This window comes from Actinomadura chokoriensis, assembly GCF_039529475.1.
GTDB lineage: Bacteria > Actinomycetota > Actinomycetes > Streptosporangiales > Streptosporangiaceae > Spirillospora > Spirillospora bangladeshensis.
The window spans coordinates 15,104-27,706 of sequence record NZ_BAAAMW010000004.1 but is presented as its reverse complement, the minus strand read 5'-3'; the positions used below and the strand labels follow the sequence as shown (position 1 = coordinate 27,706).

Below are 12,603 nucleotides of genomic sequence, written 5' to 3'. Positions count from 1 at the left end.
ATGGTCAGAAGAGCGTCCTCGGGCGGACGGCGTTGGCGCGTTTCACCATCGCGTGGCGGTGGGCGGCGCCGTCGGCGAGTTTGGCGAGGACGCGGTAGGTCTCCTCCAGCTTGGCGCGCAGGGCCGATTCGTCCAGGTCCGTGCCGAGGACCTGGCGCTGGAACCCGGCCGGGACGGGGGTGCGGCCGGCGCGGAGCCAGGCGAGGGCGGCCTCCAGCACCTCGGCGGTGAACGCGGCGGCGCGCTCGGTGTCGAGGCGCAGCGACGCGAGGCGGCGGCCCGCCTCGGCCAGCGCCGGCGCGGTCAGCTCGCCGGGGTTCCGGCCCCGGACGGCCGTGGCGACGGCGGCGAGCTGCGCGGCGAGGTAGTGGCTGGAGATCCGTGGGACCGCGTCGAGGACGCGCTCGGCGGCCGCGCGGTCGCCTGCGGCGAGGTACGAGCGGGCCAGGCCGAAGGCCGCGCTGACGTGGGTCGGGTCGGTCCGCCAGACGATCTCGTAGAAGTGGCTGGCGTTGCCCATGTCGCCGAGGGTCTCGTAGCAGAACGCGAGCGCCAGTTTGGGCGCCTGCTCGCCCGGCGCGAGGTCGTACAGGTCGTTGAAGACGGCGGCGGCCTCGGCGGCCCGTCCGCCGGCGAGGGCGCGGACCCCCCGGTACCAGTCGACGCGCCAGTCGTCCGGGGCCTCGGCCGAGATCTCCGCGAGCAGGCGGGCGGCGCCGTCGAGGTCGCCCAGCTCGATGCGGACGCGCAGCAGGGCGAGCCGCACCTCGCGGGACGGGACGGGGGCGGAGCCGAGCGCCGCGGCCAGGTCGCCCGGGTCGCGGGTGGTGAGCCCGGCGAGGAACGCGGCGGCCGGGTCGAACGCCGACACCAGCGGGACGGGCAGCGCCGCCGCGGCGGCCGGCGGCTCCAGCGGCGCCAGGATCACCGTGCTCTCCGGGCCCGCGACGATCTCGGCGCCGGCCGTGTGCTGCTCGGGCCCGAACAGCGGCGACGGCGCGGGGCGCGGCCGTCCGTCCTCGGCGGACAGGACCTCGCGCAGCACGCCGGTGAGCTGCTCGGCCATCTCGGCGGCGCTCTGGAACCGGCGGGACGGGTCCGGGTGGGTGGCGCGCCGCAGCAGCCGGTAGTACGACTCGTGCCGCTGGAACAGCGGGACCTCGTCGCGCGGCGGCAGGCTGCGCAGATGCCGTCCGGTGTAGCCGCGGAACGGGAAGCTGAGCACGGCGAGCGTCCGGCCGACGGTGTAGAGGTCGGAGGTGACCGACGGGCCCTGCGAGCCGATCTCCGGGGACTGGTAGCCGGGCGTCCCGAAGATCGGGCTCTCCACGTCGAACGCGCGCCGGACGCCGCCGAGGTCGATCAGCTTGAGCTGCTCCTCGGACTGGATCGCGTTGTCCGGCTTGAAGTCGCAGTACAGCAGCCCGACGCCGTGCAGGTAGCCGAGGGCGCTCAGCACTTCGAGCCCGTAGGCGATCACCTGGCCGAGCGGGAGGGACGCCTGGTCGCCGTGCTCGGCGCGGACGCTGAGCAGGATGTCCTTGAGGGAGCGCCCGCCGACGTACTCCATCACGATGTAGCCGGAGTCGCCGTGCCGGACGAAGTTGTAGATCTTGACGATGTTGGGGTGCTCGACCTCGGCGAGGAACGCGCGCTCGGCGGTCGCGGCGGCGAGGGAGTCGGCGTCCCCGGTGTCCAGCAGGCCCTTCAGCACGACCCACCGCTCGCTGACGTTGTGGTCGCGGGCCAGGTACACCCAGCCGAGCCCGCCGTGCGCGAGGCAGCCGAGGACCTCGTACTGCCCGCCGACCAGCTCGCCCGCGTGCAGCTTCGGCGTGAACGAGAACGGGTGCCCGCAGCTGCGGCAGAACCCCTCGGTGCGGCCCGGCTTGCCGCCCCGGCTCCGCCCGACCTTCTCGTCGCAGCGGCTGCAGAAGCGCCGGTTCTCCGGCACCTCCGGGTTCTCCATGATCGCGGACGCGGGGTCGCGCGCCGGGACGGGCGGGACCTCCACGAGCCCCGCGCCGAGCATGCCGCGCCTGGTCGAGCCGCTGGACCCGGTGCCGCGGGTGCCGCCGCGCGACGCCGTCCGGCCGGACCCGACCGTGCCGCGGCCGCTTCCCGCCGAACTCCCGGACGTGCCGCCGGGCCCGGTTCCCCCGCCCGGCCCCGGCTCCCTGGCCGTCGCCGGCGCGAAGGGCGTCTGCCGGGTGACCGGGGCGGGAGTCGGGGTCGGCGGGAGTGCCTGGGCCGGAACCCGCACCGGCGCCGCCCTCGTGTACCCGGCCCTCGCCGCCGCCTCGGGCCCCACGGACACCGCCGGCGCGCCCGTCCCGGACGAGGCGGCGCGCGCGGGGGGCACGGCGGTCGCGCGCCCGTGACCGGCGGACGCGGAGCCGCCAGACGCGTGGGCCGCAGGCGAAGGGGCCGCGGACTCCGGAGCCGCGGGCGTGGAACCCGCGGACGTGGAACCCGCGGACGCGGGACCAGCAGAGGCGGGACCAGCAGAGGCGGGACCGGCAGACGCGGGACCGGCAGACGCGGGACCGGCAGACGCGGGACCGGCAGACGCGGGACCAGCGGACGCGGGACCAGCGGACGCGGGACCAGCGGGCGGCGATCCGGCGGGCGTCGATCCGGCGGGCGTCGATCCGGCGGACGCCGGGCTCGCGGGGGCGGGGGCGGGGGCGGGGACGGGGGTCGCCGGGGGGACGGCGGGCGCCGGCTCGGGGGCGGGCGCCATGCCGCAGACGTCGCAGAACCCGTCCGCGTCGATGGCGCCCGTGCAGCCGGGCTGGGTGCATCGGTTCATCGCCGCGTCCCCGTCTCGCTCTCGCTCGCCCTGATCGCCCGCTGGAACTCCGCGAGGACCGCGGTGGCCCGGCGCAGGTCGCAGGGCGCCGTCCACAGCGTCTCGCGGGCCTCGCCGTACAGCGCGGTGAGCCGCTCGTCCTCGGCGAGGCCGAGGCGCGCGGCCTTGGCCCGGTACGCCTCCAGGCGACCGCGCAGCTCGCCCCGCCGGTCCAGCAGGCCGGCACTGAGACGCAGGTCACCGCGCGCCCGTTCCAGCGCGTCCGCGGCGGCGCGCTCCAGCTCGGCGAAGCGGCCCGCCATCTCCACCCAGCGGCCCGCCTCGCGGAGCCGTTCCAGCGCGGCGAGCCGGTCGCGGAGCGCGGTGCCGAGCCCGGTGGCCGGCGCCGGCAGGTTCGGCGAGTGGATCTTGGCGAGCGCGGTCGCGTACGCCTCCCCGGCCCGCCGCTCGGTCCGCTCGGTCTCCTCGATCACGGCCGTGACGCGGGCGACGAGGTCGTCGTACTCGTCCCGCATCCGGGCGACGCCGGCGAGCTCGTCGCCGAGCGTCGTCAGCACGGCGCGGACGCGGTCGAGCCGGCCGGTGTCCGGGCGCCCGTTCCGCACGAACGACAGCGGATCGGTGCGGACCAGCCGCCCGAGCGCGGTCAGCTCCCGCCCGACCCGGTCGAGTTCGGGGTGGCGGGTGCCGTCCAGCGAGTGCGCCAGCCGGGTCGCCGTCCGCCAGCCCTCCTCCGCCTGCTCCAGCGGCATCAGCAGCGCCGACCAGGCGGTGTCGGCGGCGGCGACCTCCTCGGCGACGAACGTGTAGGCGTCCGACATCATCGCCACCGCCTCGTCCAGGGTGATCCGCCGCTCCTGCGGGCCGAGCAGGGTGCGGTGCTCCAGCGGGATCTCGCCGTCCGGCAGCTCCACCGAGCACCCCGACAGCAGCCCCGACAGCTCGGTCAGCGTCGCGGCGTCCGGGCGCTGCGAGCGTCCGCGCAGCTCGCACGCCTCTTCCAGGACGCGCTGGTAGGCGTCGAACAGCAGCCACAGCGTCGCCAGCCGCGCTTGCGCGTTCTCCCACCGCCGCCACGTCTCGCCGGTGAGCCGGGCGCCCTTGAGCAGGCGCGTTCCGGGCTGGTCCTCGAGTTCGACCAGGGACGTGGAGATGCGTTCGCGCTCGTCCCGCAGCTTTCGCAGGGCATGGTCGACGCCTTCACGACTCATGGGCGCGGCGGCCCCGGCCCCGCTCTGGTCCAACGTCTGCCCCGCGATCGCTTCTCCGGTCCCCCGAGCATGCCCTGTGGCGGCGCCGGTCTGGGAGCACGGACCGGTCCACTATCGGACGTACGCTCTCATACAAGTGTGATCCGTGACACTAACCGAGACAAGGTGCTTTCGCCCACGCCCGCCGCATTCCGCGTGGTCGCGCGTGCCCTCCCGCCGGTGGACGCCGGCAGCCGCCCCGTACCCTTTCCACCGGGAACGTCGTTGTGCCGAGTGACGTTACGACAGGTAGTTCGTCTACGAGAGGAGTGGTGAGTCCGCAGTGTCGGACCCCAGTCATAGACCCGGTGCCTCATGGTGAGCGCGGCACTGGGCGTACTCGCAGTGATCCTTCTCACCGCCGCGACCGGGTACTTCGTCGCCCAGGAGTTCGCCTACGTCGCCGCCGACCGCGCGACGCTGGAGCAGGCCGCCGAGCGCGGCGACACGTCCGCGAAGAGGGCCCTGAAGGTCATCAGCAGGGTCTCGTTCATGCTGTCGGGCGCGCAGCTCGGCATCACGATGACGACCCTGGTCGTCGGATTCATCGCCAAGCCGGCCCTCGCCGAACTGATCCAGCCGCTGCTGGACGTCGTGGGCGTCCCCGCGGGCGCGACGGGCGCGATCGCCCTGGCGACCGGCTTCGTCCTGGCGACGCTCATCCAGATGCTTCTGGGCGAGCTGTTCCCCAAGAACCTCGCGCTGGCGCGCGCCGAGTCGCTCGCGCGCGCTCTGGCCGCGTCCACCCTCGTGTACCTGACCATCGCCGGGCCGGTGATCCGGCTGTTCGACCGCGCGGCGGAGCGCCTGCTGCGCGCCGTGGGCGTCGAGCCCGTCGAGGAGCTGCACAGCGGCGCGACCCTTGAGGAGCTCGGCGACATCATCGGCAAGTCGCACAGCGCCGGGCACCTGCCCGCCGACCTGTCCGGCCTGCTGGAGCGGGCGCTGTCGTTCGGCGACCTGACGGCGGACGAGGTCATGGTGCCGCGCCCGCAGGTCCGGACGCTGCCGTCGACCGCGACCGCCGCCGACCTGATCGCGCTGATCCGGGAGACCGGGCACAGCGCCTACCCCGTCTACGGGACGGAGGTCGACGACGTGGTCGGCGTCGCGGGCGTCCGCGAGGTCGCCGACGACGCGCTCGACCCGGCCACCCCGGTCGGCGACATCGCCCGGCCGGCGCTGCTCGTCCCCGGCAGCCAGCCGCTGTACGGGGTCATCGAGCACATGCGCGACTCCCGGCAGGAGTTCGCCTGCGTCGTGGACGAGTACGGCGGCCTCGCCGGCATCCTCACCTTCGAGGACGTCGCCGAGGAGCTCGTCGGGGAGATCACCGACGAGACCGACGGCCTGGAGGAGGCGCCGACGTCCGGCCCGGACGGGTCCTGGCTCGTCGACGCCGGCATGCGCATCGACGAGGTCGGCCGCCTCACCGGGCTCGACCTGCCGGAGGGCGACGCCTACGACACGCTCGGCGGGCTCGTCATGGCGGAGCTGCGCCGGCTCCCGTCCGCCGGGGACCGGCTCACCGTCGGCCTCGACGCCGGCTCCGTGGAGCTGGAGGTCGTCAGCGTGGCGCGCCGCGTCGCCGAGAAGATCCTGATCAGGACGGCGTCCGTACCGGCGCCGCGCCCGCCGTCCACCGCGCCCGAGCCCGCGCCCTCGACGTCGGTGGAGGTGTCATGAACCCGCTGCCGTCGCTGCTGATCACCGTCCTGCTGCTGATCGGGAACGGGTTCTTCGTCGCGGCCGAGTTCGCGCTGGTCGCGGCCAACCGCTCGCAGCTCGAACGCGCCGCCGCCAAGGGCAGCCGGCCGGCCGTCGCCGCGGTCGCCGGGGTCCGGGAGCTGTCGCTGATGCTCGCGGGCGCCCAGTTCGGCATCACGATGTGCTCGCTGGGCCTCGCGATCGTCACCGAGCCGGCGTTCGAGCACTTCCTCGAACCGCCGCTGCACGCGCTCGGCGTCCCGGAGGCGGGCGTGAAGGCCATCGCGCTCGGCACGGCGCTCGCCGTCGTCACGTTCCTGCACATGGTCATCGGGGAGATGGCGCCGAAGTCGTGGGCGATCACGCACCCGGAGCGGTCCGCGCTGATCCTGGCGCTGCCGTTCCGCGCGTTCGCGAAGGTGTCCCGGCCGATCCTGTCGGCGCTGAACGCGACGACGAACGCGCTGCTGCGGCTCTTCCGCGTCACGCCGAAGGACGAGCTGGACAGCCACACCGACCCGGCCCGGCTCAGCCACCTGGTCGGCGAGTCGCGCCGCCTCGGCCTCATCGGGCGGCACGACCACGAGCTGCTCCGCCGCGCCATCTCGGCGCGGGAGGCGACCGTCGGGCGCCTCGTCGTGCCCGCGACGTCCGTCACCACGATCGGCGCGGACGCGACCGCCGCGCAGATCCGCCGGACGGCGACGGCCAGCGGGCACAACCGGCTGCTCGTCCAGGCCGGGGACGGCGCGATGACCGGGATCGTGCACGTCCGCGCCGCCATCACCGAGCCCAACGGGGACCGGCGCGCCGACGAGCTGGCGCACCCGGCGCCCGTCCTGACGGCGGAGACGACCGTCCTGGACGCGGTCAGCCGCATGCGCCGGGACCACGCCCAGCTCGCCGTGGTGAACGACGAGCGGGGCGAGTTCGCGGGCATCGTCACCCTGGACGACCTCCTCGCGGAGCTACTGGCGACGAACCCGCACTGACGAGGAGACCGCACCGGCACAGGCCGCGTACCTGCGACGACAGCGCAGTTATCGAGGTGCTGCAACGGGATTCGTGGTTCATCGTGGACTCATGAGCGCACACGGGCATGGCCACGGGCACGGCCACGGGCACGGCCACGGGCACCGGCGGGGCCGGATCGGGCGCCTCGGGCACATCCTGCGGCCGCACTCCCACGAGGCGGCCGACAAGGTGGACTCGGCGCTGGAGGCGAGCGCCCAGGGCATGCGCGCCCTGTGGATCTCGCTGGCGGGCCTGGGCGCGACCACCGTCCTCCAGGCGGCGGTGGTCGCGTTCACCGGTTCGGTGGCGCTGCTGGGCGACACCCTCCACAACGCCGCGGACGCGCTCACGGCCGTCCCGCTGGGGATCGCGTTCGTGCTGGGCAGGCGTCCGCCCACCCGCCGCTACACCTACGGCTACGGGCGCGCCGAGGACCTGGCGGGCGTCTTCATCGTCGTGGCCATCGCCGCCTCCTGCATCGTCGCGGGATACGCGGCCGTCGAGCGCCTCACCCATCCACAGCCTGTGGAACATCTGCCGGCCGTGGCCGGGGCCGCCCTGGTCGGCTTCCTGGGCAACGAATTGGTGGCCCGCTACCGGATCCGTGTAGGACGGCGCATAGGTTCGGCTGCCCTCGTCGCCGACGGCCTCCATGCGCGCACGGACGGATTCGCGTCTCTGGCGGTTCTCCTAGGCGCGGGTGGCATCGCCCTGGGCGCCCCCTGGGCCGACCCAGTGGTGGGACTGCTCATCACGGCCGCGATCTCGGTCGTCCTCTGGCAGACGGCCCGCGAAGTCTGGCGCCGCCTCATGGACGCCGTGGACCCGGCCCTGCTCGACCGTGCCGAAACGGCCCTCGCCTCAACACCGGGCGTGCTCGCCGTGGGCGACGTCCGCCTCCGCTGGATCGGCCACAACCTGCGCGCCGAATGCGACGTCATCGTGGACCCCGGCTGCACCCTCGTCCGCGCCCACCAGGTGGCCGTGGACGCCGAGCACAGCCTCATGCACGCGCTGCCGCGCCTCACCGGCGCCCTCGTCCACCCGGACCCCGAGGCCCGCGACGGTGAAGATCATCACGCCGTCCTCGCGGGTCACCGCTGATCCCCGACCTGTGAGACGTTAGTCCCGGGCAGAAGGGGAAATTACGCCCCGGACGGTCGATCTGGGACGGGATGACGTCGTGAAGCAGCCGGCAGACACCAACGAGCCTGACGAGCAGCGCTCTGAGGGACCACCCGCCGAGGAAGTGGATCTTCGAGCCGGGCTGGAGACCGTCCCCCTGGACGCCGGGGAGCCCACGCCGGCACTGGGGACGGACGAGGTCGGCTGGGGCGGACGCGAACTGGTCGAGAGCGTCTACGCGCCGCTGAGCGAGTTCTACGAACGGCTCGACGCGCAGCTCGGAGAGGTCCCCGAGGACGTCCCGCCGGTCGGCTGGGCACCGCACATCGCGGCCCTGCGGGCACTGCGCATGGGCCGGGTCGCGGGCGACTGGGAGACGCTGGCCCGCTTCCTGGTGGCCCCCGGCACCCTGGACGAAACGGACACCCTGCGCCTGGTGCACGTCGAGGAGGGCGGCGAGGCCGACGCCGTCCGAAAGGCGATCAAGGAGCTCACGGCATCGGACGCCCGCGCCCTCCTCGTCGCCCCCACCCCGGAGCAGGCCACCGACCTGCTGCGGACCATGGAGAACGACCCCGAGATCTTCTCCCTGCTGATCGAGACACGCCCCGAAACAGCGGAATCCCGCTCGGTCCAGACCCAGGCCCTACCACCGATCGAGGAAGAGCCGCCGACAGCGGACGAAGCCCCCGAACCACCCCCGGTGCGAGAGCCCGGCACCCACGGAACCGTAGAGTTCAAGCCCCTGACAACCCCGCCCGGACCCCCCGAAAGCGCGTCCACGGTGACGCGAGCGGAGCCGCTGCCATCGCTACCGGACGAACTGAACGAAGACGACAGCGCGCCCGCGTCCGCCACGGCACCCGGCGAGGCGCTGCCACCTGCGCCGGCCGAGCCGAGCGAGAGCGCGTCCACGGTGACGCGAGCGGAGCCGCTGCCATCGCTACCGGACGAGCCGCGCGAAGACGACAGCGCGGCCCGCACGCCCGGCGGCGAGGCACCCGCCACGCCTCCCGCGGCGAGCGAGGACAACACGCCGCCGCCCGGTTCGGCTGAGCCGGACGACAACGTGCCCGGCGAGGCGAGCGAGAGCCCGTCCACCGTGACGCGAGCGGAGCCGCTGCCTGCAGTGCCGGACGGGTTTCACGAAGACGACAGTGCGGCCACCTTGCCTGGGGGTGAGGCCGTGCTTGCTGCACCGGTCGAGGACGAGGGCGTTCCTTCGGCGCCGGAGGGGCGGGTGCGGGCGGCGGCGTTGCGGCCCGTCGGGGAGGCATGGCGGCAGGCGTGGGAGACGGAGGTGCGGCTGCTGCGGCGCGGGCTGATGTGGTTGGAGCAGTGGCCTCGGGACGCGGCGGCGCTGCAGGCCGTCCAGGCGGAGAACCTGCGGCACGCCGAGCAGCTGGAGTCCGAGCGGACGGCGCTGCGGAACGGCATCGAGGAGGCGCGGAGCACGGCGGCCGCGGCCGAGCAGGCCGCCGGGGAGGCCGAGGCGGAGGCGGAGCGGCTCGCGGCCGTCCAGGAGGAGACCGAGGCCGAGCTGGTGGAGCCTCGCGCGGAGGCCGACCGGCTGCAGGCGGAGGCGGACCGGGCGTCCGACGAGGCGACCGCCATGACCCGGACGGCGGACGCGTCCTACGCGCGCTGCGCGCAGCTGGACGAGCGGGCGAAGACGGCGCAGGCGGAGCTGCAGGGCGCGCGCGAGGCGGAGGCGTCCCTGAGCGACGAGCTGGCGCGGGCGCGCGAGGCGCTGCCCGCCGCGGCGGAGGAGGCGCACCGGCTGACGGCGGCGGACGCCGACGCCGCAGCCGAGGGGCATGCCGCCTACTACCGGCTGGTGTCGGCGGAGTCGGCGCTGTCGGCGGTCCGCCGGAAGATGACGCTGGGGCAGCGGCTGCACGTGGCGTCGCCGCCGGCGGAGCTGAGCGGCCTGCGCGCCGAGGTCAAGGCCCGGACGCGGGAGGCGGACGAGGCCGCCACGCGGGCGCGCGAGGCCAAGGACGCCGCCGAGTACGCCGAGCGGGTGCGCCGGGGGCTCGCGTCGTTCGTGTCCGAGGGCGGGGCGCGGCTGGAGCAGGCGAAGGAGGCCCAGGAGCGGCTCGGCACCGAGCTGACATGGCTGGCGACCGAGCGGGAGAAGGCCGCGGCCGAGCACCGGGAGCACGCCCGGCGCGCGACGGAGGCCGTGGAGAAGGCGACGGAGGCGGGGCTGCGGGCGCGCACGGCGCAGCAGGCCGCCAAGGAGATCGAGGACCGGTTGACCGCCGCCCGGACGTCCCGCGAGAGCGCGCTCGCGGCGGCGACCCGCGCCCGCGCGGACGCCGGGAACGCGGCGGCGAAGGCGGAGAAGATGGCGGCCGCGCTGGAGCGCCGCACGGCGGAGGCGGCCGAGGAGACGGCGGTCCGGGAGAGCGACCTGGAGACGGTGGCTCAGGCCGAGGCCCGGACGCGGGAGAACGTCGCGGAGATCTGCGGCGCCGACCCCGCCGAGGACCCGGACGCCGTCCCCGCGCACCAGCGCCGCGCGATGGCCCGGATCGAGCAGCTCACCGGCTACCTGGCGGGCGGACGGACGGTGGAGAGCGACGTCCTGCTGCGCACCGCCGACGTCGTCGTGGGAACGCCGCTCGGCGCCGCCCTCACCGCCCCCGACCAGGAGTTCGACGCGCTGATCGTCGCGGACGCGGGGGCGCTGACGGACGCCGAGTTCCTCCTCGGGGCCGTCCGGACGCACCGCTGGATACTGATCGGCGCGCCCGGATCGCGTCCGGAGCGGTACCGCGAGTACGCCGGCGGTCCGTCCGACCGGCTGGAGCGCGGCCCCTTCGGACGCGCCGCGATCGCCGCGGACGGCTGACCCGCGCGAGCGGTTCGGGGCCGGTCCCCATCGGCACCGCGCGCGGCGGCCTGGTCCGGCGGCGGGCGGCCGCCGGGCTCTAGTCGCTAGTCGTCATCGTCGTCCGGGAGGAGGAGGTGCAGGAGCCACCCGACGATGCCGACGACGATCGCGCCCCAGAACGCGGGCCAGAAGCCGTCGACGTGGAAGGGCAGTTCGAGGCGCTGCGCGACCTCGCTCGTCAGCAGGAGCAGCAGCGCGTTCACGACGAGGCCGATCAGCCCCAGCGTGAGGACGTAGAACGCGCAGCCGAGGGTCTTGATGATCGGCTTGAGGACGGCGTTGACCAGGCCGAAGATGACGGCGACCGCGACCAGCGTGAGGACGCGCCGGCCGGTCGTCTGATCGCCGAGCGCGATGCCGTCGATCACGACCGTGGCGACCCACAGGGCGACCGCGGTGATACCCACCTTGAGAAGAATCCGCACACCACGATCATGTCCGGTGCGCGGTGGGTCCTGCATCCCTCTAGGTGACGATCTGGGCGTATCGTCCGGTCACCGTCGCGTACTACTCGTTGCGCTCGAAGAAGGGGGACGCGGCGGGGATGCGGGACCGGGGCGCGACGCGGACGCCCTGCACCGAGGTGGCCGCGGGCTCGGGCTGCTGCCCGCCCCGCCGCGGGGCGTTCTGCCGGACGCGGGCGAGTTCGCGCTCCAGGCGGCGCTTCTCCATCTCCAGCGTGGTCAGCGACTCCTCGTGCTCCTCGCGGAGGTCGCGGAGGTCGCGGCGGTTGCGGATGCGGCGGGCGGCGCCCGAGACGGTGAGCGTCATGCCGAGGACGAACACGACGGCCACGCCCGCGCCGGCCAGGAACACCTGCCATTCGTTGTTCAGGCCCGGCACGCTCTGGCCGAAGACGACGAGGTGCGCGGCGTCGGTGTTGTCGAGGACGACGCCGGCACCGACGGCGATGGCGGCCGCGACCAGGAGAAAACCGAGGAACACCATGGGCGGATCTCCTCTGCAGTGACTCCGGAGGGGGTACGGAGGTGCACCACGATGCCAGACCGAAACTGGATCATGTCGGATTCGCGGCATAAATCCGGTACACCCGGCCCGCCCGGGAGGCGGTTCTGCCCCGCCGGCAAGGGGTAGTGGACCGGAAATCGCGCCGAGATCACTGGAGGTCCCATGTCCGTGCAGGCCATCGTGTTCGACCTGGACGGGGTGCTGATCGACTCGGAGCCGGTGTGGGAGGAGGTGCGCCGCGCCTACGTCGCCGACCACGGCGGACGCTGGCTGCCCGACACCCAGGACCGGCTGATGGGCATGAGCACCGAGGAGTGGGCCACCTACATCGCCACCGATCTCGTCGACGGCGTCACCGCGGAGGACGTCGCCTACGAGGTGATCGACCAGATGTCGCAGCGGTACGCGAACGGGCTGCCGCTGCTGCCGGGTGCCGAGGAGGCCGTCCGCCGGATGGCCGGGTACCGTCCGCTGGGCCTCGCCAGCTCGTCGCCTCGCGCCCTGATCGACCTGGTGCTCGGCGAACTCGGGATCGAGAGCCTGTTCCGCACGACCGTGTCCACCGAAGAGGTCGAGTACGGCAAGCCGGCGCCGGACGGGTACCTCACGGTCGCCGCGCAGATGGAGGTCCCGGCCGACGGGTGCGTCGCCATCGAGGACTCCAGCAACGGGCTGCGCTCGGCGCACGCGGCCGGGATGACGGTGATCGCGATCCCGCGCCCGGCGCATCCGGCGGCGCCGGACGCGCTGGCCCTCGCCTCGCACGTCGCCTCCGGACTGGACGAGGTCACCCCGGATCTGGTGGAGGTTATCCACAGGTGAGGGTT

Annotated in this window: 10 protein-coding genes; 6 read left to right on the top strand and 4 right to left on the bottom strand. The window is 74.4% G+C overall.

What is annotated here, in order from left to right:
• Positions 1–4: 4 nt before the first annotated feature.
• Positions 5–2,032, bottom strand: a complete 2,028-nt coding sequence (locus ABFX46_RS10665) for a serine/threonine-protein kinase (protein ID WP_346041495.1) — start codon at positions 2,030–2,032, stop codon at positions 5–7.
• Between ABFX46_RS10665 and ABFX46_RS10660 the strand changes: the two genes are divergently transcribed.
• Entirely contained in the window at positions 2,031–2,381 is a 351-nt protein-coding gene (locus ABFX46_RS10660) for a hypothetical protein (protein ID WP_346041493.1), read from the top strand. The two genes, ABFX46_RS10665 and ABFX46_RS10660, sit on opposite strands and share 2 nt — an antisense overlap.
• Positions 2,382–2,808: 427 nt before the next feature.
• Here the strand turns inward: ABFX46_RS10660 and ABFX46_RS10655 are convergent, their stop codons facing one another.
• Positions 2,809–4,023 (bottom strand): hypothetical protein, encoded by a 1,215-nt coding sequence (locus ABFX46_RS10655; RefSeq protein WP_346041492.1) that lies wholly within the window; start codon positions 4,021–4,023, stop codon positions 2,809–2,811.
• A 384-nt stretch (positions 4,024–4,407) separates the two neighbouring features.
• Here ABFX46_RS10655 and ABFX46_RS10650 point away from each other — a divergent pair, with 384 nt between their 5' ends.
• The 4 genes from ABFX46_RS10650 to ABFX46_RS10635 all read left to right on the top strand — a co-directional run bounded on the left by ABFX46_RS10650 (position 4,408) and on the right by ABFX46_RS10635 (position 10,765).
• The gene (locus tag ABFX46_RS10650; RefSeq protein WP_346041490.1) at positions 4,408–5,748 is read left to right on the top strand and encodes a hemolysin family protein; all 1,341 of its coding nucleotides are present in this window, start codon (positions 4,408–4,410) and stop codon (positions 5,746–5,748) included.
• On the top strand, positions 5,745–6,761 hold the full coding sequence (locus ABFX46_RS10645; RefSeq protein WP_346041488.1) for a hemolysin family protein: 1,017 nt from the start codon (positions 5,745–5,747) through the stop codon (positions 6,759–6,761). The genes ABFX46_RS10650 and ABFX46_RS10645 overlap by 4 nt, the downstream gene beginning before the upstream one ends.
• Before the next feature lie 91 nt (positions 6,762–6,852).
• Positions 6,853–7,887 (top strand): cation diffusion facilitator family transporter, encoded by a 1,035-nt coding sequence (locus ABFX46_RS10640; protein WP_346041486.1) that lies wholly within the window; start codon positions 6,853–6,855, stop codon positions 7,885–7,887.
• Positions 7,888–7,966: 79 nt separating this feature from the next.
• Positions 7,967–10,765, top strand: a complete 2,799-nt coding sequence (locus tag ABFX46_RS10635; RefSeq protein WP_346041484.1) for a hypothetical protein — start codon at positions 7,967–7,969, stop codon at positions 10,763–10,765.
• Positions 10,766–10,851: 86 nt separating this feature from the next.
• Here the strand turns inward: ABFX46_RS10635 and ABFX46_RS10630 are convergent, their stop codons facing one another.
• The gene (locus tag ABFX46_RS10630; RefSeq protein WP_346041482.1) at positions 10,852–11,232 is read right to left on the bottom strand and encodes a phage holin family protein; all 381 of its coding nucleotides are present in this window, start codon (positions 11,230–11,232) and stop codon (positions 10,852–10,854) included.
• A gap of 82 nt (positions 11,233–11,314) precedes the next feature.
• Positions 11,315–11,755 carry a hypothetical protein gene (locus ABFX46_RS10625; protein ID WP_346041480.1) on the bottom strand — a complete coding sequence of 147 codons (441 nt, stop codon included), beginning with the start codon at positions 11,753–11,755 and terminating at the stop codon, positions 11,315–11,317.
• 183 nt (positions 11,756–11,938) lie between these two features.
• Here ABFX46_RS10625 and ABFX46_RS10620 point away from each other — a divergent pair, with 183 nt between their 5' ends.
• On the top strand, positions 11,939–12,598 hold the full coding sequence (locus ABFX46_RS10620; RefSeq protein ID WP_346041478.1) for an HAD family hydrolase: 660 nt from the start codon (positions 11,939–11,941) through the stop codon (positions 12,596–12,598).
• Positions 12,599–12,603: the final 5 nt, after the last annotated feature.